This window comes from Promicromonospora vindobonensis (assembly GCF_042685865.1).
GTDB lineage: Bacteria > Actinomycetota > Actinomycetes > Actinomycetales > Cellulomonadaceae > Promicromonospora > Promicromonospora vindobonensis.
In genome coordinates this window covers 1,494,226-1,515,237 of sequence record NZ_JBHUOG010000002.1, presented here as the reverse complement: position 1 = coordinate 1,515,237, position 21,012 = coordinate 1,494,226, and the positions used below count along the sequence as shown (strand labels likewise).

The 21,012-nt window shown below is 73.1% G+C and carries 13 protein-coding genes; 7 read left to right on the top strand and 6 right to left on the bottom strand.

What is annotated here, in order from left to right; all coding sequences use genetic code 11:
• Positions 1 to 8: 8 nt before the first annotated feature.
• Positions 9 to 845, bottom strand: coding sequence for an SDR family NAD(P)-dependent oxidoreductase (locus tag ACFS27_RS20055; RefSeq protein ID WP_377186458.1), 837 nt, complete (start codon positions 843 to 845; stop codon positions 9 to 11).
• A gap of 173 nt (positions 846 to 1,018) precedes the next feature.
• On the opposite strand from ACFS27_RS20055, the gene ACFS27_RS20050 reads away from it, so the two are divergent.
• On the top strand, positions 1,019 to 1,477 hold the full coding sequence (locus ACFS27_RS20050) for an SRPBCC family protein (protein WP_377186456.1): 459 nt from the start codon (positions 1,019 to 1,021) through the stop codon (positions 1,475 to 1,477).
• Positions 1,478 to 1,519: 42 nt separating this feature from the next.
• Here the strand turns inward: ACFS27_RS20050 and ACFS27_RS20045 are convergent, their stop codons facing one another.
• Positions 1,520 to 3,115: a phytoene desaturase family protein gene (locus tag ACFS27_RS20045; protein ID WP_377186453.1), complete on the bottom strand. Its 1,596-nt coding sequence runs from the start codon at positions 3,113 to 3,115 to the stop codon at positions 1,520 to 1,522.
• A 269-nt stretch (positions 3,116 to 3,384) separates the two neighbouring features.
• Between ACFS27_RS20045 and ACFS27_RS20040 the strand changes: the two genes are divergently transcribed.
• Positions 3,385 to 4,200 carry a hydrolase gene (locus tag ACFS27_RS20040; RefSeq protein WP_377186450.1) on the top strand — a complete coding sequence of 272 codons (816 nt, stop codon included), beginning with the start codon at positions 3,385 to 3,387 and terminating at the stop codon, positions 4,198 to 4,200.
• Between the two features lie 47 nt (positions 4,201 to 4,247).
• Here the strand turns inward: ACFS27_RS20040 and ACFS27_RS20035 are convergent, their stop codons facing one another.
• Entirely contained in the window at positions 4,248 to 4,697 is a 450-nt protein-coding gene (locus ACFS27_RS20035; RefSeq protein WP_377186447.1) for an SRPBCC family protein, read from the bottom strand.
• Positions 4,698 to 4,894: 197 nt separating this feature from the next.
• On the opposite strand from ACFS27_RS20035, the gene ACFS27_RS20030 reads away from it, so the two are divergent.
• From ACFS27_RS20030 to ACFS27_RS20015, 4 genes are all read left to right on the top strand, one after another.
• Entirely contained in the window at positions 4,895 to 5,338 is a 444-nt protein-coding gene (locus tag ACFS27_RS20030; RefSeq protein WP_377186444.1) for a VOC family protein, read from the top strand.
• Positions 5,339 to 5,363: 25 nt separating this feature from the next.
• Positions 5,364 to 5,612 (top strand): hypothetical protein, encoded by a 249-nt coding sequence (locus ACFS27_RS20025; RefSeq protein WP_377186441.1) that lies wholly within the window; start codon positions 5,364 to 5,366, stop codon positions 5,610 to 5,612.
• A gap of 179 nt (positions 5,613 to 5,791) precedes the next feature.
• Positions 5,792 to 5,926: a hypothetical protein gene (locus ACFS27_RS20020; RefSeq protein WP_377186438.1), complete on the top strand. Its 135-nt coding sequence runs from the start codon at positions 5,792 to 5,794 to the stop codon at positions 5,924 to 5,926.
• A 108-nt stretch (positions 5,927 to 6,034) separates the two neighbouring features.
• On the top strand, positions 6,035 to 8,752 hold the full coding sequence (locus tag ACFS27_RS20015; protein WP_377186435.1) for a helix-turn-helix transcriptional regulator: 2,718 nt from the start codon (positions 6,035 to 6,037) through the stop codon (positions 8,750 to 8,752).
• A 48-nt stretch (positions 8,753 to 8,800) separates the two neighbouring features.
• On the opposite strand, the gene ACFS27_RS20010 is transcribed toward ACFS27_RS20015, so the two are convergent.
• Both ACFS27_RS20010 and ACFS27_RS20005 read right to left on the bottom strand, forming a co-directional pair.
• Positions 8,801 to 13,471 (bottom strand): family 78 glycoside hydrolase catalytic domain, encoded by a 4,671-nt coding sequence (locus ACFS27_RS20010; RefSeq protein WP_377186432.1) that lies wholly within the window; start codon positions 13,469 to 13,471, stop codon positions 8,801 to 8,803.
• Between the two features lie 74 nt (positions 13,472 to 13,545).
• Complete coding sequence (locus ACFS27_RS20005; RefSeq protein WP_377186429.1) at positions 13,546 to 16,557, bottom strand: MGH1-like glycoside hydrolase domain-containing protein; 3,012 nt, start codon at positions 16,555 to 16,557, stop codon at positions 13,546 to 13,548.
• Between the two features lie 170 nt (positions 16,558 to 16,727).
• Between ACFS27_RS20005 and ACFS27_RS20000 the strand changes: the two genes are divergently transcribed.
• On the top strand, positions 16,728 to 17,732 hold the full coding sequence (locus ACFS27_RS20000) for a LacI family DNA-binding transcriptional regulator (protein ID WP_377186426.1): 1,005 nt from the start codon (positions 16,728 to 16,730) through the stop codon (positions 17,730 to 17,732).
• Between the two features lie 25 nt (positions 17,733 to 17,757).
• Here ACFS27_RS20000 and ACFS27_RS19995 read toward each other — a convergent pair whose 3' ends face one another.
• A complete protein-coding gene (locus tag ACFS27_RS19995; RefSeq protein WP_377186423.1) occupies positions 17,758 to 20,970 on the bottom strand; it encodes a family 78 glycoside hydrolase catalytic domain in 3,213 nt (1,070 codons plus the stop codon).
• Positions 20,971 to 21,012: the final 42 nt, after the last annotated feature.

Here is a 21,012-nt window from a genome sequence, read left to right as displayed (position 1 = left end):
GGTCTGCGTCATCTCGATGACGGGGACGAGGGCGGTGGGGCGCCCGGCGCATAGAACCAGCCATGGAACGCCGCGCGCGCAGGCTGCGGGAGCAGTCGGGCGATCGCGACCAGCGCCTTGGCCTGCAGTCCGGTCGCGACCTCGGCCCGGCCGTCCTGCAGTGCGTCGACCGCCCGCCGAGCCACCATCGCGGGGCTGGCCTTCGGAGCCCGCCCGATGTGGGTGCGCTCCATCTCGGCCGCGCGAAAGAACGGTGTCCGGGTTCCCGAGGGCAGGACGGTCGTCACGCTGACGCCGGTCCCCGCGAGCTCGCCGCGCAGCGACCAGGCGAACGAGCGGAGGAACGCCTTCGACGCGGCGTACGTGCCGAAGAGCGGGGCCGGCATCGTCGCGGCGATCGACGAGACGACGACGATCCGGCCCGATCCTGCGGCGACCAGGTCGGGGACGACGAGGTGCGCGAGGTGCACCACGGAGCGCACGTTGAGATCGACGAGCCGCAGCTCGTCCTGCAGGGGCGTGTGCAGGAAAGGTCCGTGGACGCCGACGCCCGCGTTGAGGACGAACGTCCGCACCTCGAGGTCCCTGGCACGGGCTGCGGTCGCCTCGACGCCGGCGGGCAGGGTGAGGTCGGCCTGGAGGCCGGTCACCGGGGTGCCCGTGTGCTCGCGCAGCCGGTGCACGGCCTCGTCCACTCCCCGGTCCGCCACGACCAGCACGTCGTAGCCCCGCTGCGCGAGCTCGCGCGCCATGGCGAACCCGATGCCGCTGGACGCTCCGGTGACGAGCGCGGCCCTCGGGCTGGCCGCGGGGCCGTCAGCGCGGAGGGGTGCGTGCTCGGTCATCTGGCGCCGCCTCTGTCGGGTTCGCTCCTCGTCTCGAAGCCGTCCCTTCGACCCTAGGCACGTTCCGCGCCGCACGCACCCGGCTCGGCACGCGCCACTCGCGGACCGGTGCGGCGGTCGCGGCCGGGGCCGTAACCGGTTGCCAGTGCCCGGTACTTCGTTACCGTGAAGGCATGGTGACCGTCACGCGGGCCGCCCGATGCACCCCGGGCGCGGTCCTCGGCGTGCTCGCTGACGGCTGGTCCTACTCGAGCTGGGTGGTCGGCACGGCACGCGTGCGAGCGGTCGACTCGACGTGGCCGGAGCCGGGCGCCCGGATCCTCCACTCCGTCGGCCTGTGGCCTGCGCTGCTCGACGACGAGACGGTCGTCCGCGGGTGGGACGCGGGGCGCTCGATCGAGCTGCAGGCAAGAGGCTGGCCTGCCGGCGAGGCGCGCGTACTGATCGAGGTCGAGCCGCAGCACGGCGGCAGCGGGTGCAGGATCCGCGTCACGGAGGACGCGGACAAGGGGCCCGGTACGGCCGTGCCACGGCCGGTGCGCAGCGCGGTGATCGCTCCGCGGAACGTCGAGACGCTGCGGCGGCTCATCTTCCTCGCCGAGCGGCGGGCACCCGAGCAGCGCTCAAGCTGACCGGGGCGGGCACGGTCCACGGCGCGGCGTCATGCGGCGCCGTCAGGTGTCGCGCAGCAGCCGTCCCCACACGCTGCGCGCGAGCGCTCGGGGAAGCGTGCCCAGCGGGTTCGACGCGGCCAGCGCGACGCGCGCCGCGTTCCACCCGCACGCGCCGTGCACGCCACCACCCGGGTGGGCCGACGCGCTGGCGAGGTACAGGCGGTCGACCGGCGTCTCCGGCCGGCCGAGCCCAGGCGTCGGCCGGAAGACCAGCTGCTGGTGTATCCCCGACGTCCCGCCGTTGACCGCGCCGCCGACCAGGTTGGCGTCCGCCGCCCCGAGGTCGGCGGGACTCTGGACGGACCGGCCCACCACCGTGCTCCGAAAACCCGGCGCGACCCGGTCGAGGGCGTCCTCCATGCGCTGCCCCTGGTCGGCGACGGCGTCGGCCGTCCAGTCGACGCCGTGGGGCACGTGCGAATAGGCCCACGCGGACTCCGTGCCGCGCGGCGAGCGGGTCGGGTCCGACGTCGTCATCTGCCCCAGGACGAGGAACGGCCGCTCGGGAGCCTCGCCCTTCGACAGAGCGGCGGCGACGTCGACGAAGCCCCTGCGGTCCACGCCGAGGTGCACGGTCCCGGCACCTCGAGCCGCCTCGGCGGTCCAGGGGAGCGGTCGGTCGAGCGCCCAGTTCACCTTGAACGTCGGGTGGTCCCACTGGAACCGGTCGAGGTCGCGCACGAGGCGGGGCGGCAGGTGCGCCGTCCCGACGAGGTCGCGGTACAGGGCAGGTGCGCTCACGTCGGCGAGCACCGCGCGCCGGGCCCGGACGAGCGCGCCGTGCGCGGTCCGCACACCGACCGCCCGGTTGCCCGCGACGAGCACCCGCTCGACGCGTGTCCCGGTGACGAGCTCGCCGCCGCCCGCCCGCACCCGTGCGGCGAGCGCGTCGGCGAGCGACCCCGCACCGCCAACGGGCACGGGGAAGCCCACGTCCTGGCCGAGCATCGCGAGCAACCAGCCGAACAGGCCGCTGCCTGCCGCGTCCGGCGGTACGTCGGAGTGCATCGCGTTGCCCGTCAGCAGGAGCCCGCCGCCCTCGCCTCGGAACGTCTCGTCCGCGAGCCGGCGCACGGGCAGGACGGCGAGACGACCGAGATCCAGTGCTCCGCCGGTGCCCAGCCGACGGAGCAGCCGCAGTGCCGGGCGCGCGGCGGGCAGCGGGCTGAAGAGCGCGTCGAGCAGCGGGTCCCGCACGCGCATCCAGCCGGCGAACAGCCGGAGCCACGCGTCGCCGTCGCCCGGACACAGCCGCTCGAGACCGGCGGCGGTGTCCTCGGGCTCGGCGTGCAGCACGGCGGCCTCGCCGTCGTCGAGCACGTGGGCGAGGACCGACGGTGCGCGTGACCACGCGAGCCCGTGATCCTCGAGGTGCAGGCCCTTGATCACCGGCGAACCGGCAGCGAGCGGGTAGAACGCGCTGAACAGGTCGGTGCGGAACCCTGGCGCCACGGACTCGGCGGTGCGGACCGCGCCACCGAAGGTGTCCTGCGCCTCGAGCACGAGGACGTCCCAGCCCGCGTCGACGAGCGCGTTCGCAGCGACCAGCCCGTTGGGACCGGCGCCGACGACCACCGCGTCGACGGTCCTCACCACGGGCCCGGCTCCACCTCGGGGCGGTGGTCCGCCCCGCGCTGAGAGGCCTCGACGCTGCCCACCGTCCACCCCTTCCATCGGCTTCGGTCCAGGGTGCCCACGATCCACGGCGGTCGCCAGTGCTCGGGATCCGCCCGCGAGCGGGGACGGCGTTGCGGTGCACGTGCCCCGCAGGCCGGGCCACCGCCGCAGTGCGAGCGAGCACCGCCTGACCAACACTTCTGCTGAGGTCGCCGCGCAGGTGACAACCGGGTGGAGGGTGCGGTCGAATGACGTTCTGGATCTGCCGGAGATGTGGCGTGGAGAACGCGTCCCGGCCCGCCGTGTGCGCCATCTGCGCCGACGAGCGTGAGCTGGTCCCGGCCGACGGGCAGCGCTGGACCACGCTGGAGGAGCTCGCGGCCAGGGGGCAGAGCATCGAGGTCCGGGAGCTGGAGCCCGACCTGTTCGGCCTCAGGACCGTGCCGGACGTCGGTATCGGCCCCACCGCGAAGATCGTCCGGACCCCGCACGGGAACCTGATGTTCGACGTGCCCGGCTACCTCGACGACGCCGCCGTGACCGCCGTGCAGGACCTCGGCGGCCTCGCGTACATCGTGGCGAGCCACCCCCACATGTACGGCGTCCAGGTCGAGTGGAGCCGCCGCCTCGGCCAGGTACCCATCCTGGTCAGCGAAGCCGACACGGACTGGCTCGCCCGGACCGACACCGCCGTCGAACCATGGAAGGGCGACCGCGAGATCCTGCCCGGCATCACCCTGAGCCAGCCCGGCGGACACTTCCCCGGCTCCTGCGTCGCGCACTGGGCCTCCGGCGCCTCCGGCAAGGGCGTCCTGCTCAGCGGCGACACGATCTTCGCCAACCCCGACCGCACCTCGGTCTCCTTCATGCGCAGCTACCCCAACCGGATCCCGCTGTCCGGGCCCGTGGTCCAGCGGGTCGCCCACCACGTGGCACGGTTCGCGTTCGACCGGCTCTACAACAACTTCGACGGCGTCATCCCGACCGACGCCCGCGCCGTCGTCCTGCGCTCCGCAGAACGGCACGCCGCCTGGACCAGGGGCGACTTCGACCACCTGACCTGACCCCACGGCGCGGGCCAGGCCCGTGGGGTCGCCGTACCGGGCCGGACTCACCGGTGTGACGTGGGAGTTCCGTCGTCACGGTGTGCGAGCGTGGCGAGCGCGTCCTTCCAGTGCTTCTCGGCGTCCGCCGCGTGCCGCTCGGTGTCGAAGTTCTCCTCCACCACCGTGACGAGCGTGCCGTCGTCGTCGGGCTCGAGCACGATGCGGATCTCGTGGTAGCTGGCGGGGACGTCCGCGAGCCCGTTGAGCGGCGCGAAGTGCGTGAAGTGCAGCAGCCGCGGCCGCTCGACCGCGATGACCCGGCCCTTGTCGGCGAACACCCGGCCGAAGAAGTGGCCTTCGAAGGTGATCGGGCTCCCCGGGCGGAAGTCCGTCTCGATGTTGGCGCCGAGCATCCAGCGCGCCCCCGGGTGCACGAGCTCGGCCCAGACCCGCTCGGGCGGCTCGGCGACGTGGGTCGTCGCGGTGACGGTGTGGCGCGGGGTGTCGGTGCTCATTCGCTGCCCTCCGTGGTGCTCTCGGACACGACCGTACCGCGCCTGCCCCGTCCACGGGCCGCAGGGACGTCGCGGGGCCGCCGGCCTGCGACACCAGGGTGTGCACCAGGGGGATACACCGGCTCGAACCGGGCCGGGCCGGGCGACTCTGGGTACGACACCATCCAGCAGACAGTCGTCCACCAGGAGGAAACATCATGGAACTCAAGCTCGAGGTAGTCGTCCTGCCCGTCTCCGACGTCGACCGCGCCAAGGCCTTCTACGAGGGTCTCGGGTGGCGGCACGATGCCGACTTCGCCACCGACCGCGGTCTGCGCGTCGTGCAGCTCACCCCGCCGGGCTCGCCGGCGTCGATCATCTTCGGGGAGCACCTCACCGACGCCACGCCAGGCTCGGTCCGAGGCCTCCACCTGGTCGTCACCGACCTCGCCGCTGCGCGTGCCGAGCTCGCCGAGCGGGGTGCCGAGGTCAGTGAGATCTGGCACGACCAGGACGGCGTCTTCCACTGGGCCGACGCCACCAACCGGGTGCCGGGCGCCCACCCCGAGAACGACAGCTACGCCTCGTTCGCGTCGTTCGCCGACCCGGACGGCAACGAGTGGGTGCTTCAGCAGGTCGTCGACCGGCTCCCCGGCCGCTGACGGCGCAGGGGCGGCGGAGACCACGATGGAGACCTCTGTGCAGGTACCGACCGGTGGTGACACCACCGCACTGCTGCGCGGCCTGCTCGAAGGGGCGGCGGCCGCGCACGGCATCCACGAGCGGGAGAACCTCGGCGGCGTCTACGACGAGGCCTGGCCCGAGTGGTACGCCGAGCACATGGCACACGCCCTCGCCCGGCAGGGCTACCGCATCGTGCCCGTCGGCGGTACGGCCGCCGACGGGCCCGGAGAAGCCGGTCATGGGCATCCTTGACCGCTTGGCCCGCCGTCGGTCCGGCCAGCAGGCCGGGCCGACGGCGGCGGCACCCAACCCTCTCGCGCTCAGCCGCTACGAACAGCTGCTCGGCTCCGCGCCGCCGGAAGGCCCGGCAGGCTGGCGCGGTCGCGCGGCTGCTCGGCACGGATCCTGCGGGGCTCGCCCTCGGTGAAGCGGTGGGCGCTGCGATCCTCTGGACCGTCGCCGCCTACGCCGCGTCGTCGGCCGTCTGGGCAGCGTGGGCCGCATCGGGGGAGGACGACCCGGACGGTGACGGAGCTCCTGGCGGGATCGGCGGGTTCGGCTTCTGACCGCGACGTCCTCGTCCCGACACCGGGCTCGTGAGCCGGGCCACGGCGGTCGGGCCCTGACGGAGCTACGCGGCGGCGCCCCGGGGTAACCTCCGTGGGGAGGTTCGCTTGCTGAGTGATACGGCGGGTACCGGGTTGCGCGGCCGGCGGGGCGAGACGGAGACGCTCGACCGCCTGCTCCGTGACGTCGGTGCCGGGCAGAGCCGGGTGCTCGTCCTGCGCGGCGAGGCGGGCTCAGGCAAGACCGCGCTGTTGGACTACCTCGCGGCGCACGCCCCCACCGGTACGGTGCTCCGCGCGGCCGGGGTGGAGCCGGAGGCCGAGGTCGCCTACTCGGCGCTCCAGCAGCTCTGCGCTCCGCTCCTGACCCATCTTGACCGGCTCCCCGAACCACAGCGGGACACGCTCGCCACCGCCTTCGGCCTGGGTGCGGGCGACCCGCCGGAAGCACTCCTGGTCGGCCTCGCCGTGCTCGGGCTCTTCGCCGAGGCGACGTCGACGCGGCCGCTGGTGTGCATCGTGGACGACATGCAGTGGGTGGACCGGATGTCCGAGGTGATCCTGACCTTCGTGGCCCGCCGCCTGCAGGCGGAGTCGGTCGCCCTTGCCTTCGCGCTGCGCAGCCCAGGGGACGGGGAGATCCTCTCCGGCCTGCCCACGCTGCTCGTGGACGGGCTGCCGGCGGCGGACGCCAGGGAGCTGCTCGACACGGTCCTGCCGGAGCTGGTCGACGACCACGTCCGTGCACGCGTCGTCGCCGAGACCCGCGGCAACCCGCTCGCACTGCTGGAGCTGCCGCGCGGCCTGACTCCGGCGGAGCTCGCGTTCGGGTTCGGCGCGCCGAGCTCGACGCCGCTCGTGAACCGCGTCGAACAGGGCTTCCAGCGACGCATCACCGCGCTCCCCGCGGACACCCGGCGGCTGCTGCTCACCGCAGCCGTCGAGCCGGTCGGTGACGTGCCGCTCCTGTGGCGGGCACTGGACCGCCTCGACGTCGTGCCGGCCGCCGCCGCACCCGCGGAGGCGGACGGGCTGCTCCGGATCGGCACCCGGGTGCAGTTCCACCACCCGCTGGTGCGTTCGGCCTGCTGGCGGTCGGCGACCGCACCCGAGCTACGGGAGGTGCACCGGGCGCTCGCCGACGTGACCGACCAGGGCCAGGACCCCGACCGCCATGCCTGGCACCGGGCGCACGCGGCGACAGGACCCGACAACGAGGTGGCCGGTGAGCTGGAGCGTTCTGCCGACCGGGCGCTCGCCCGCGGCGGAAGGTCCGCTGCCGCCTCGTTCCTGGAGCGTGCCGCAGAGCTGACCTCTGACCCGAAGGCGCGGGCGGCGCGGACCCTGGCCGCCGCGGGAGCCCGGTTCGCCTCGGGCGCCGTCACCACGGTACCCGCGCTGCTGGCAGCCGCAGAGCTCGGCCCGCTCGACCCGCTGCAGCGCGCCGCGGTGGAGCGGCTGCGGGCACGGGTCACGTTCACGCTCGACCGCGGCCGGGCGGGCGCGCCGTTGCTGGAGGCCGCGCGCCGGCTGGAGGACCTGGATCCCGCATCGGCCCGGGCGACCTATCTCCTGGCGCTCGGCGCCGCCCAGTACGCCGGCCGGCTGAGGAGCGGTGACCTGAGCCGGGCGGTCGACGCCGCGCGCGAGGTGCCGCCGGGCGAGGACCTGGCCGACCTGTTCCTGACCGGCCTCACCGTCCGGGCCTCCGCCGGGTACGCCGCGGCCGTCCCTCACCTGCGCACGGCGCTGGAGGCGCTGACCGACACGGACCTGCCGCTGCTGTGGTTGACCGCACCGGTAGCGATCGAGGTGTGGGACGACGGCACCTGGGAGCGGCTCACCGAGCAGGCGCTCAGCTCGGCCCGGAGCACCGGCGCCCGCTCGCTGCTGCCGACGGCCCTGGACTCCCGGGCCGTCGCGCTGGTGTCCGCAGGGCAGCTCGCCGCGGCGTCGGACCTGCTCACGGAGGCCGAGTCGTTCGCGAACGCCACCGGGCCGGGCACGCATCCGTCCGCCGCGCTGGTCCTCGCCGCTCACCAGGGCCAGGAGCTACCCACGATGCGGCTGATCGACGCCACCGTACGAGAGGCAGAGGCCCGCGGTGAGGGCCGTTGGCTCGGCCTGGCCGGCTACGCCGAGGCCGTGCTCTACAACGGGCTCGGCCGGTACGCGGCGGCCCTGGAGGCCGCCCGCCACGCGGTCGAGCATGACGACCTCGCCCTCTCCGGCTGGGCGCTCGGCGAGCTTGTCGAGGCTGCCGCGCGAGCCGGCGACGTCGGCTCCGCGGGGGACGCACGCGGGCGGCTCGCCGAACGGACCAGCGCTGCGGGAACCGACTGGGCCCTGGGCGCGCAGGCCGTCGCGGATGCGCTCGCCGGACCCCCGGCCGAGGCCGACGGCCGGTACCGCGAGGCGGTCGAGCGGCTCGGCGCCACCCGACTGCACCTGCAGACGGCCCGTGCCCGCCTGCTGTACGGCGAATGGCTGCGCCGGGAGAAGCGGCGCACCGCCGCAAGGGACCAGCTCCGCGCCGCGTACGAGGTGTTCGCCACGGCGGGCGCCGACGGTTTCGCCGGGCGGGCGAGCCGAGAGCTGGCGGCCACCGGTGAGACGGTGCGCAAGCGCAGCGCCGGTGCGGCAGACGAGCTCACCGCCCAGGAGGGGCAGATCGTGCGCCTCGCGGTGGCCGGCCGGACCAACCCGGAGATCGGTGCGGAGCTGTTCCTCAGCCCGCGCACCGTGGAGTGGCACATGGGCAAGGTCTTCGCCAAGCTCGGCATCGCCTCTCGGCGCGAGCTGGCGGCGGCGCTGCGCGAGCGCTGAGGCCGTGGCTCGCGGGGCGGGGCTGGGCCAGTCCACCGCGCGACGTCGCTAGCGCAGCACGCGGATCCTCTCGATCCGGACGTCACCAGCGGTGCTCAGCGGGTCGAACCGGAGCGCGACGATCGGGCTCGCCTGTGGTGGGACGGTGACCCGGTAGACCTGCGGCCCACCCGCACCGACCCCGAAGCGGGCGCTCCTGCTCTCCGCGGCCCCTGGCTGGTCCGCCGTGCCCCAGAAGATCTGTCCCTCACCGTCGGTCGACGACGACATGGTGATCTCCACGGTCGCACCCGCCGAGGCGTCCAGCGACATCGGCCCCGGAAAGGACAGGACAGGGTCGCCGCCGGTGGACGTGGCGCGGAGCTCGCCGTCCGCCACCGTGAAGCCGTCGAGGTGGTTCGTCGGCTCCCACCCTTCGGCATCACCGTCCGTCTCGAAGTCCCACGACTCGATGGCGGTGGTGATCCTGAGGTCGGCGCGCTCGCCCGGCGTCCCCGCGTCGCCGTAGCGAGCCGTGACCTCGATCGTTCCGGCCTGCGCGCCGGCGCCGTCCGGTGACGTCACCGACGTGCTGAGGCTCGTCTCCGCGCCCTCGGCGAGGTCGTACGGGATCGTCGTCGGGTCCAGGCTCCACCCGTCAGGCCCGGTGAGCTCGACGACGCCGGTCAGTGGCGCGGCGGTACGACGGTTGCGGATCGTGACGACCGCCGTCGTCGAGTCGCCCGGCTCCTCGAGCACGTCCGGTTCGGCCACCACGGAGACGATCTCGACCGGGGAGACCACGTCCACGACCGACGTCACGGGCACGGTGACCGTGGCCCGACCGTAGCGGTAGGTCACGACGCCGTCGAGAGTGACTCCGTCGGCCACCGGCTCGTCGGCCCCTGCCGAAAGGGTCAGCGGCAGCACGGCGGACGTACCGGGCCGCACCGTCCGAGGGCTGGTCCCCGGCTCTGCCGACCAGCCGGCGGGCAGGTCGAGGGTCAGGGTCGGTTCGGTCAGCCGGGAGCTACCTCCGTTCACGAGGGCCGCCACCAGGTGGGCGGTGGAGCCGGGAACGATGTCCGGCTCCGTGAGCTCGAGCGTGACGGTCACGCCGAGCAGCAGCGTGCTCGCCGCGGACAGCGCGGCGCCGGTCCGGTCGAGCGACGCGGTCAGCACCTCGGCGTCGCCCTCGCCGACCGAGCCGTCGTCCGCCCAGCGCTCGAGGGACTTCCGCAGGCCGGCGACCCTGGCCAGGGCCTTCGTCGCGAGCTCAAGGCCGGCGCGGTCGCGGCCGGCGAAGACGTGCTCACGGCCGGACTCGACGACGTGCTCGAGCGCTGACGCCTCGGCGCGCAGGCGCGTGGCGGCCCTGCCGTCCACCGCGCCGGACGAGACGAGCCCTGCCGTCTCCTGGTGGAAGGCCGTGGCCTCGTCGGCGGCCTTGCCGATGTGGCCGCGCACATCGTGCGACTCGAACGCATACGTGCCTGACCCGACCTCGAAGACGGCCGCCCCGCCCTGCATCCGCACGAACCGGACGCCGGGTGCGTCGGCGGCGAGGGCGCCGCCCTCGAAGACAGCGTGCCGACCGGTCGCCGGGACGTGGACCAGTGCCGCCGTGTTGGCCGGGACCGTCACGTCGAGCGCGAGCTCGTGGTCGGAGCGCTCCTTCCACGCGGAGCGGACCGCTCCGTGGGGCGAGTCGTGGCTCACGGAGGCGTGGGTGAGCCCGCCACCGGGTCGAGGCGCGACGTCGAAGGTCGAGTAGCCGGGGCTGGTCGCCCTGATGCCGCCGATCGAGGAGTACATCCACTCACCGACGGCGCCGTAGGCGTAGTGGTTGAAGGAGTTCATGCCGGGGTCCTGGAACGAGCCGTCCGGACGGATGGAGTCCCAGCGCTCCCACGTGGTGGTCGCGCCCATCGTCACCTCGTAGAGCCAGGACGGGTACTCCTTCTCCAGCAGCAGCCGATAGGCCACGTCGTCACGACCCACGGCCGACAGCGCCGGCAGGAGGTGCGGAGTGCCGAGGAACCCCGTGGACAGGTGCCAGTCGCGGGCCTCGACGGCCGCGACGAGCTGGTCGCCCACCGCGGCCAGCCGGTCCTCCGGGACCAGCCCCATGTCGATCGACATCGTGTACCCCGCCTGCGAGCCGCTCCCGATGGTCCCGTCTGCGGCGATGAACCGGTCGCCGTAGGCGGCGCGGACCCGCTCGAACAGCGCACGGTACTCGTCGGCCTCCCGGTCGCGGCCCGTCGCCCGCGCCATCTCGCTGAGCAGCCGTGCGTCGTGGGCGTAGTAGGCCGTGGCGATCAGCGTGTTGGGGGTGGCGTCGTCGAGGTTCAGCCAGTCGCCGATCCCGTGCCCCTCCGGGACTATGTCGTCCTGCGCGACGGAGCTCCAGAAGCCGACGAGGTCGACCATCATCTGCCAGTTGTCCTCGATGACCCGGGCGTCGCCGTACTGCTTCCACGTCGCATGGGTGACAGTGACGCCGGCGTCGCCCCAGCCGGCCGAGACGTTGCTCTCGCCGACGCCGGGCTCGGTGCCGGGAGCGACACCGGGGAGCGCCCCGTTCGGCGCCTGCCGGAGCCGCATGTCCCGCAGCCACTTGGTCAGGAAGGCGTAGGCGTCGTGGTTGAACGTCGCCGTCTCGGCGATGACGTTGAGGTCACCGGAATAGCCGAGCCGTTCGTCGCGGGCGGGCGTGTCGGTCGGCACGGAGAGGAAGTTGCCCCGCACACCCCAGACGATGTTCGAGTGCAGCCGGTCCAGCATGGGGTCGGACGTGTCGAACGTCGACGTCGCGCGGTTGTCCGTGCCCACGACGACGCCGGTGACGTCGTCGGCGGTGGGCGGAGAGTCGAGACCGGTGATCTCGGCGTACCTGAACCCGTGGAAGGTGAACGTCGGGCTGTACTCGGCGGTCCCGTCGGCGCCGAGGGTGATCGTGTCGGTCGCCCGGGCTGTGCGCAGGTTCGCGGTGTAGAGCGTGCCGTCGGGGTTGAGGACCTCGCCGTGGCGGATCGTCACGACGTCGCCGGGCTGCCCGGTCAGCCGGGCCCGGACCCAGCCGACCATGTTCTGGACCATGTCGTAGACCGTGACGCCGTCGGCGGGCGTGGTCACGGCTTCGGTGGGCCGTTCTTCCGTCACGCGCACCGGCGGATCCGTCTGGGCCCGCAGGTCACCGACCGGGGGAGTGGAGACGCGGGCAGGGGTCCAGTCGCCCGGGCTGCCGGGTTCGCTCCACCCTGGCATCTCCCTGCGGGCGTCGTAGGTCTCGCCCATGAGGATGTCCGCGTCGAGGACAGGCCCTTGCGCCGTCTCCCACGACGCGTCGGTGGTCACGACAGAGGTGGTCCCGTCCTCGTAGGTGACCTCGAGGCGGCCGAGGAACGCGGGGTCGGTTCCGTAACGATGCTGGCCGACCCAGGCGAGGTGGCCCGCGTACCAGCCCGTCCCGAGCATCGCGCCGATCGTGTTCTCCCCCTGCCGGAGCAGCTCGGTGACGTCGTAGACCTGGTACTGGACCAGCTGGCTGTAGTCGGTCCAGCCCGGCGCCAGCTCGTGGTCCCCGACCCGGCTCCCGTTGATCTCGGCGCGGTAGACGCCGAGCGCCGTGGAGTAGAGCCGGGCGGAGGCCACGGGGCCGTCGATCCCGAAGTCCCTGCGCAGCAGCGGCAGCGCACGCTCCTCGCTGGTGAGCACGCCGTCCTCCACCACGCCGGAGACCTTCAGGCGTCCGTCCTCCACGCTGCCGATCGCGAACGGGTTCACCCCGTCAGAAAAGTCCGTGTGGAGGAGCGTCTCGCCACCCCGGACGACGGTCACCTCGTCGACGTCGCCGGACTCACCCTGGGCCGTCCGGAACCCGATGGTGCCGGACGACCGCAGGGGGACGACCCGCGAGTCGACGACCTGTCCGTCGATGCTCGTGGTCGCCCGGCCGTCGGCCAGGGCGATGGCGATCTCGTGCTCGGCGGCGAAACCGCCCGGCAGGGCCCCGTCAGGGACCGGGACGTCGTCGAGCAGTGCCCAGCTCCCGTTGGTCCGGCTGTGCGGCCGCAGACTTGGCTCGCCCCGTGCGGACAGCTGCCACATGTAGGCGTTGTCCGCCCCGGAGTCGGAGTAGAAGACGATCCCGAGCGCCTCGGTGATGTTCCTGGTCCGGATGCGCAGCGTGTAGTCGCTCCACTCGGTGCCCAGCACCCCGTCCTGGGGGCCGCCGACCCACTTCGCATCCCACGACCGGGCACTGGTGGCGTCGGCAGGCAGCGCGGTCTCGAACGAGCTCGGGTCGCTCCATGGAGTGGCCGTGCCGTCGCCGTCCCACACCCGGACCCGCCAGTGGTGGCGGGTCGTCGCCTCGAGCTGGTCGCCGCCGTACGGAACGTTCACCGACTCGCTGCTCTCCACCCGGCCGCTGTCCCACACGTCCGGGTCGTCGAAGCCGTCGGCCGACGTCGCGACCTGAACCTGTCTCGCCGTCTGCACGATCCCGCGTCCGGGCCCTTCGAGGTGCCAGGAGAAGACAGGCGGGTCCGTGGGGATGCCGAGGGCGTCCTCCAGGTGGTTCACGGACAGCGTCCCGACCGTGACCGCACCGGGGTCGCCGGTCTCCGCGCGGCCGACGGCGGCGGTCCCGGTGAGCGAGACACCGACCAGGACTGCTGCGAGGGCGGGTGCCAGACTTCGCCGCACGGCCTGCCGGAAGTTCGTGATCAGCACAGACGTCTCCTTTGACGACTTCGTTCGGTCTCACGTCGCCGAGGCCGGACCGGTTCCGCCTCGGGCCGGTCGGGTCAGCGCGACAGCAGCTTGGAGCTGAGCCGCACCGACCTGCCGGGCTTGTACGGCCGGCTCATACGGACGCCGTTGCCCCGCAGCGTGATCCTGTCGCGGGTCACCGTCAGCTCGAGCCGCTTGCCGTGCCAGTAGAGGTTTCGGACGCCCACGTGGCTGAGCGACGAGGGCAGGTTGGGGGTGATCACGAGGCCGTCCGGCTCTGCCTCCACCCCCACGAAGGCGTACATGAAGCTGGCCGGCGCCAGCCCGCTCTCCGGGAACGGGATGTCGGTCCCGACCGAGGTGCTGCCCGTGCCGCTGTCGACGGTGCTCTCACCGCGGAACAGCGGTGTGCCGCCCGAGATGTGGTCGGGCTCGCTCCAGCGATCGAGGATCGCCGTCAGCCGGGCCCATGCGTCGTCGGCGGAGCGATAGCTGGCACGAGCCATCACGTCGAACCCCGAGGTGTAGAGGATGGCACCGCCGTCCTGCACCTGGTGCCCCCACGGGGTGTTGAGGTTGTTCAGGAAGAACCAGTAGCTGTTCCGGCGGGTGGTCGCCCGCGGCGCGAACACCCACGTCGAGTAGATGTCCGCAGGCCCTTCGTAGTGCTCGCCGAGCGCGACGACGAACCGCGAGCGGGAGTCCGTCGCCGGAACGCCGTCGGAGTAGGCCGCCGCGCCGGTCACTGCGGTCGCCGACGACCACCACGCGAGCGACCCGGTGACGTCGGAGACCTCCACGTAGTAGACGCCCGGTGCCTGGCTCGGCACCTCGATGTGCGCCACGCCGCCGTCGCCCCAGTCGCTGAACTCCTGCTCTGCGACCTTGTCCTGCGGCGTGCTGCCCGGCAGGCCCCGGTAGAGCGTCATCGTGAACTCCGCCCCGCGCGCACCGTAGGTCGGGAACCGGGCCGCGACGCTCGTGAACGGCGCGTCGGCGGTGAAGCTCTGCCCCATGGTGTGCCCCGGCTCGATCTTGGGCGCCTGGCTCCCGCCCTCGATGAGCACCACCGAGTCCTGCAGCTCGGTACGACCGTTGTCGAGCCAGTCGAAGATCCGGTCGGCCTGTGCCGCCGACGGCAGCCCGAACGACGCAGCCTCGAGATTCACGTAGGTCGCGCCGTAGTCGTGCACCACGCCGTCGACATCGATCGACTGCACGTACCGGCCGTCGGCGTCGTTCCAGAACAGCTCGTTGTACCGCGCCCGGACGGTCGGGCGCAGGGCGTTCAGCTCGTTCGCCCGGTCCTTGTTGCCGACGAAGTCCTCGAGCTGGGCCATCGCCTTCAGGGCACCGTAGAAGTACGCGTTGGCGTAGGCGTCGAGGTAGCCGTGCGACGTGATGTCCCAGTAGTTGGAGGGCACCGCCCCGTCCCGCGCGTCGTGGTCGGGCGAGTCGATGGTGACGACGCCGCTGCTGCCGCCGAGCGAGTCGAGGTAGAAGTCCATGGCACGCCGGACGCGGGGCAGCATCGTGCTCAGGAACGCCGAGTCGCCGGTCCAGGAGAAGTAGCGCCAGGCACCAAGGATGTACATGGCGTTGGACGTGAAGTGCCTGCTGTCGTAGAGCTCGGGATCGGGGAACGGCCAGCCCTGTGAGTCCGTCCAGGACCAGACGTACCCGTCGTCGTCCTGCTTGGTGTTCAGGAGGCTCGCCGACTGCTCCGCCGCCCCGACGGTGCCCGTCCAGTCCAGGACGCGTCCCTCCCAGTCGGCCCAGTCGGCCGCGTGCCCGCTGAACCGGAAGCTCAGGGCGCGCTCCCAGTAGAACGTCGAGAGCTGCGCCGCCCGGACCTGGTCCGACGCCAGGAACTCGGGGAACGCGTCGGGCAGCGCCTCGGTGTGGGCCTGCACGTCGATCGTGACCGACCGCGAGACCACCTGCGCCGGTTCGGTGCTGCCGGTGCTCAGCGAGAGCTTCATCGAGTCGTCGGTCATCGTGCCGCCGAGGATCGGCTTGGGTGCCGTGAACCGGAGGTCGTAGGGGCCGGTGCCGGTGGCCCCCACCCACTTGGTGCCCAGCACGGGGTTGGTCCAGGCGGTCCGGCGCTTGAGCTGCTGCGCCGGGATGTAGTACCCGTCGTCGCCGATGAACCGGCTGAACAGGACGCCGTCTGCGTAGTCGACCGAGAAGCCGTCCTTGGCCCAGGACGTGTTGAGCGTCATGCCGAGGTCGGCACGCGGGTCACCCTGCCACCGCAGCTCGTGCGACATCGTCAGCCGGGGGCCGTCGAGGCTCAGGTCCCATGACGCGATGCCGTCGACGTCGAAGCCGACGACGTCGAGGGTCATCGTTCGCCCGGACAGCCTGGCCCGGTCGCTGTAGGCGGCGCCGCCGACGTCGACGCTGGTGTCACCGCTGTACGCCCACCAGCCGGGGGAGCCTGAACCGTCGGAGGCCTCGAGGTAGTAGGTGCCTGCGGGCTGAGCGGGTACCTCGACGTAGGCCCATCCGTTGTCCCGTACTGGATCGACCACCTGACGGCCGATCTCCGTCAGGCCGGTGGACGGGGTGCCCGCGTACAGCGTCAGCGTCATGGTGGAGCTCGAGCTGTTCCACGTCGGGAACTGGCCGCCGACGCGCGTGAAGCGGTGGGCCGTCGCGACGAACGTCTGGCCAAGGGTGCCGCCCGACGGGAGGGCGACGGGTGCGTTGAGCTGCTCCTGGCGGAGGTTCGCCGGGGAGGGGAGCTGGATCCCGGACAGCCGCAGCGTCGTTCCCTCGGTGGTCCAGCTGACGTCGCCGTTGTGCCCGGCGTCGAAGAAGTCGGAGTCGCCGAGGAACACCGACCGGAAGGCCGTTGGTTCGTAGCGTCCCGTGCCGGCCGGGTCGCAGGCCAGCTCGGTGAGCTTGCCGTGCGCGCCGGAGAGGCGGACGTACCCGTTCTCCAGCCGGTACGAGGCGGCGTCCGCCGCAGCGGCCGTGCGTGCGGGGTGGGGGACCAGCGCGGTCGCTGCGGCGACGACCCCGGCTCGCTGGAAGAAGAGGCGTCGGCTCAGAGTGGAACGGTCATCGCTGGTGCTCATCGGATAGCTCCGTTGCTATGTCAAAGATGAAACGTTTCAAGTAGGCTAGGGACGAAGACCCGGGCTGTCAACCATCTCGTAGCGGGACCGAAGCCGGTGCCGACGGCATGCCGCTGACGGCCCCGGGTCGGCCTCTAGGATGGAGGCTCGGTCAAGCGGTCGGAGGGGTGATGGACAGGTCGGTCGGCATTCGCGAGGTCGCCGAGGCGGCTCGTGTGTCGGTGGGCACCGTCTCCAACGTGCTCAACAAGCCCGACCGGGTCTCCCAGGCCACTCTCGACCGTGTGCTGGGGGTCATGGACGGCCTCGGCTTCGTGCGGAACGGCCTGGCCCGGCAGCTCCGGATGGGCACGGGCACCACGCTCGGGATGATCGTGCTCAACGTGGCCAACCCGTTCTTCGCCGACCTCGCGCACGCGTGCGAGGCGGCCGGCGAGCGGGTCGGGCAGACGGTCGTGCTCGGCTCGAGCGATCAGCTCGAGGCGCGGGAGGACCGCTACCTCGACCTGTTCGAGGAGCAGCGGGTGCGCGGCATGCTCGTGGCGCCGCTCGACGGGATCACCGCCCGCATGCGGCAGCTGCGCGCCCGGGGGATGCCGCTCGTCCTGTTCGACATCCACGGCGATCCTGGCTTCTGCTCGATCTCTCTCGACGGCCGGGCCGGCGGGGCGATGGTCGCGCGGCACCTGATCGAGACGGGCCGCAGGCACATCGCCTTCCTCGGCGGTCCGCGGCACCAGGTGGAGGACCGCTGGCTCGGCGCGCAGGACGTCTGCGCGGGGAACCAGGGTGTCCGCCTCAGCCATGTCGACACCCGTGATCAGACGATCGCCGAAGGCCGCGCCGCCGGTGCCGTGATCGAGGCGATGCCCCAGCACGAACGGCCCGACGCCGTCTTCGCCGCCAACGACCTGCTGGCGCTCGGGCTGTTGCAGGCGCTCGTGCTGTCCGAGGGCATCCGCGTGCCGGAAGACATCGCGATCGTGGGGTACGACGACATCGACTACGCCCAGTCCGCCGTCGTCCCCCTGAGCACGGTCCGCCAGTCCACCGAGCTCCTGGCCGAGCGTGCGATCGAGCTGGTGCTCGCCGAGTCGAACGACCCGGAGCACGAGCACCAGCAGCTGAGGCTCCCGCCCGAGCTGATGGTCCGGGAGAGCTCCGCGCCACGCTGAGCGCGCGTGCGACGGGCGCCGCGGGTCACGGCCAGGTCGGACGAGCGCGCGAGAACCCGATCCGGCCGAGATGGAACACGGCAGGTGGGCCCGACGGCGCCGTCGGGCCGCCGTCGACGTACCGGAGGCCGGCCTCGATCGCGACCACGGCGTCCGCCCCCGCCCAGCCGGCGACCGCGAGCGTCGTACGCACCCAGCCCGCCGGCCAGAGCCGATGGCTCGTGACGAGGGTCTCGCCGTCGGCGGAGATCAGCCGGAGCTCGGTGCGCAGCGCACGGGCGGACAGGTCGGAGCACAGGTCGAACATCGCGAACACGAACCGGGCCTGCGAGAGGTCGAGCGGACCGGGGAACCGGAGGCGAGCGAGCGGGCCGGCCGGCTCGCCGGTGGCGCCGCCGCTGACCCGCAGGACGGGCCCGTCGAGCTGCGCGTGCGGTACCGGCATGCAGCGCAGGCCGTGCTCGAGCACGGCGACCGCTGAGGCCGAGCCTGCGGGTTCGAACCGCTGGTCCGCTATCGCCGACTGGAGGAGCAGCGCGTCACCGACGACGTCCGTCGAGGTCGGCGCCCACCGAGCGGTCGTGGCCCCTGCCTCGGGGGGTGGCAGCACGGGCCGTGGCACGGGTACGTCCGCGACGAAGCGGTGCCGGCCGGGTCCGGCGGCCTGCTCGGCCGAACCGGGAAGGCGCACGAGAGCCTCCGCGCCGACGGGAACCGTCAGGGCGAGGCCGAGCCGCGAGCCGTTCCGGTCGAGCCGGACCTCGATGCGCCCCCGGACCGTCTCGGTGTCGAGGGTGAGCCTGGTGAGCCCTGCCACGACGCACGGTTCGACGACGAACCGCGCGTAGCCGCCCGCGACGGGGCGCACCCCGGCGAGGAACTCCCACGCCCACGCGGCGAACGGGCCACCGAGGCCGACGTGGTCGAGCGACCCGGTCCCCGTGTTCTCCGGGTCGATCCACCAGCACTCCCAGAAGGTGCCGGGGCCGTGGTCGAGCATGGCCCCGATGCCTGGTTCGTCGGGCTGGTGCAGGGCGTCGAAGAGCACCTGGGACCGGCCGTTGCGGGCGAGCGCGCGCACCACGGTGCGGGTGGTGGCGAAGCCCGACGAGACGCGGTTGCCACGCCGGCGGACGGCGCGTTCGAGCCGCGCCACGGCGACGGCCGACTCGGCAGGGGTGAGCCAGCCGCTCTCGACCGCGACCGCGAGGGACCCCTGGGACCCGTTGCCCACCGAGAGCTCGCCCCGCGCGGCCGCCGGGTCGGCCGTTGGGTCGACGGCGGGGTCGACGGCAGGGTCGACCGCTGGGTCGACCGCCGGGTCGACGAAGGCCGCGCGCGCGGCCTGGCGCAGCGCGTCGGCCTGTGCCCGGCGTGCGCCCGCTGCCTCTGCCGCCCCGGTCAGCTTCTCGAACAGGGCGAGCACCCGGAGCGCGTCGAGCGTCGCGGCCGTGTGGTGCAGCTCTGGCGGAGTCTGCTCGAGGGCGAGCCAGTCGTGGCCGTAGCTGATCGGGGCGCGGCTGATCGTGCCGTCGTCGCCGGCGCACGAGAGCTGGAAGTCGACCCAGCGGCGTAGCGCGGGCAGGGTCTCGAGCACCACGTCGAGGTCGCCGTAGTGCAGCCAGTGGTTCTCCAGGACCCGCTGCAGCGCGGCGCCCCAGACCGGGTCGGCGGGGACGCGCTCAGGGCGTACGTCGGGCGCGATCGCGGGGATCGCGCCGTCCGCCCGCTGGCTCGTCCGGAGGTCGGCCAGCCACTTCGTGAAGAAGGCCTGCATGTCGAACGCCGCGACCTGGAGCTCCGCGGCGCTGGCGGTGTCACCGGTCCAGCCCGACTGCTCGCGGGTGGGGCAGTCCTCCGGGATGCCGTGCACGTTGTTGAGCACGGTGCGCCGGCCTCTGGCGACGAGCGCGTCAACCATGGGCGCGTCGGTGGTGAGGTCGCCGGTCGGGCGCAGGTCGCTGTGCAGGGTCCGCACCTCGACCCGCATCCGCGCGTCCGCCGGCAGGCCGGTCACCTCGAGGTAGCGGAACCCGTGGTAGCTGAACCACGGCTCGAGTGCGCGGCCTGCGCCGGTCGCCGACGCTCCGATCGTGTACCGCACCGCCTGCCGTACGCGTCCGTCGTCGAACGGCATGGTGAGGTTCGTCGTGTCGAGCCGGCCGTCGCTGCCCACGTGCTCGCCGTGCACCGCCTGGACGACGGTTCCTGGTGGCAACGGGTCCCCGAGGATCAGCCGGCTTCGGCCGGCCACGTTCACGCCGACGTCGAAGAGCCGTACCGCCGGGTCGGTGCCGCCGACGGGGGTCGGGACGAGGATCTCGACCCCGTGCAGCGGAGGTCCGGGGTCGGGCAGGACGGTGCGCGGCGGCGCCGTGACGTCGTTCCCCGACCCGCCGGGCGAGAGTACCGAGACCGATGCCGTGCCGAAGGCGGGAGCGCGGTCGGGCTCGTGCGCCTCCAGGTAGAACGGTTCCTCGATCGTGACCGGCCCGGCGCCCACGAGCATGCCGGCTCCGGTGCCGTGGAACGTGCGGGTGCCGTCGGCGTGCTCGACGACGAGCGTGGCCAGGATGCGTGGGTCGAGGCCGGTACGTGCCCACTCGCCCCGGGCGACCGCGAGGTCGAGCACGTTGGCGCCCGGCACGACGAGATCGGTGACCTCGTAGGTGCGGTAGAGCGCCAGACCGGCATCGGTGCGCGAGGGGTCGCTCGCCGAGGCGTTGACCGGGGTGCCGTTGACGCTCGCGCGGACCAGGCCCTGAGCGGTGAGGTGGAGCCGCGCGCGGCGGGGTGCGCCGGGCAGCTCGAAGGTACGGCGTGCGACGGCCGGCGGGGGAGTGGCGACCCAGCTCGCGCCGCCCCAGTCCGCGAGCGTGTGCGGCCCGGTCTCCAGCGGCACCGGCGTCGCCCACGGCGACCACACCCCTGCCTCGTCGCGGCAGCGCACCGTGAAGGTCCCTGCGGTGTGCGGGGCGAGGCCGACCGAGACCCGCGTCCAGGGGTCGGCGCTCTCGACGGTCCCGCTCGTCCACGCGGGTGCCGCCCCGGACCCCGTGTGCACGACGGCCTCGAAGGCGGTCTGTGCCTGGCCGTCGCGCACGAGTGGCAGGCTCCAGGACAGGCGTGGGCGGGCCGACGTGGCGAGGATGATGAAGCGGTCGTCCCGCGCCGTGGAGCGCGCGTCGACGCGCAGTCGCCCGGGTACCGCGCCGGCTCGTCCTGACAGCTCTGTCATGGCAGGCAACCTCACCTTTCGTGGGCGGATTGAAACGTATCA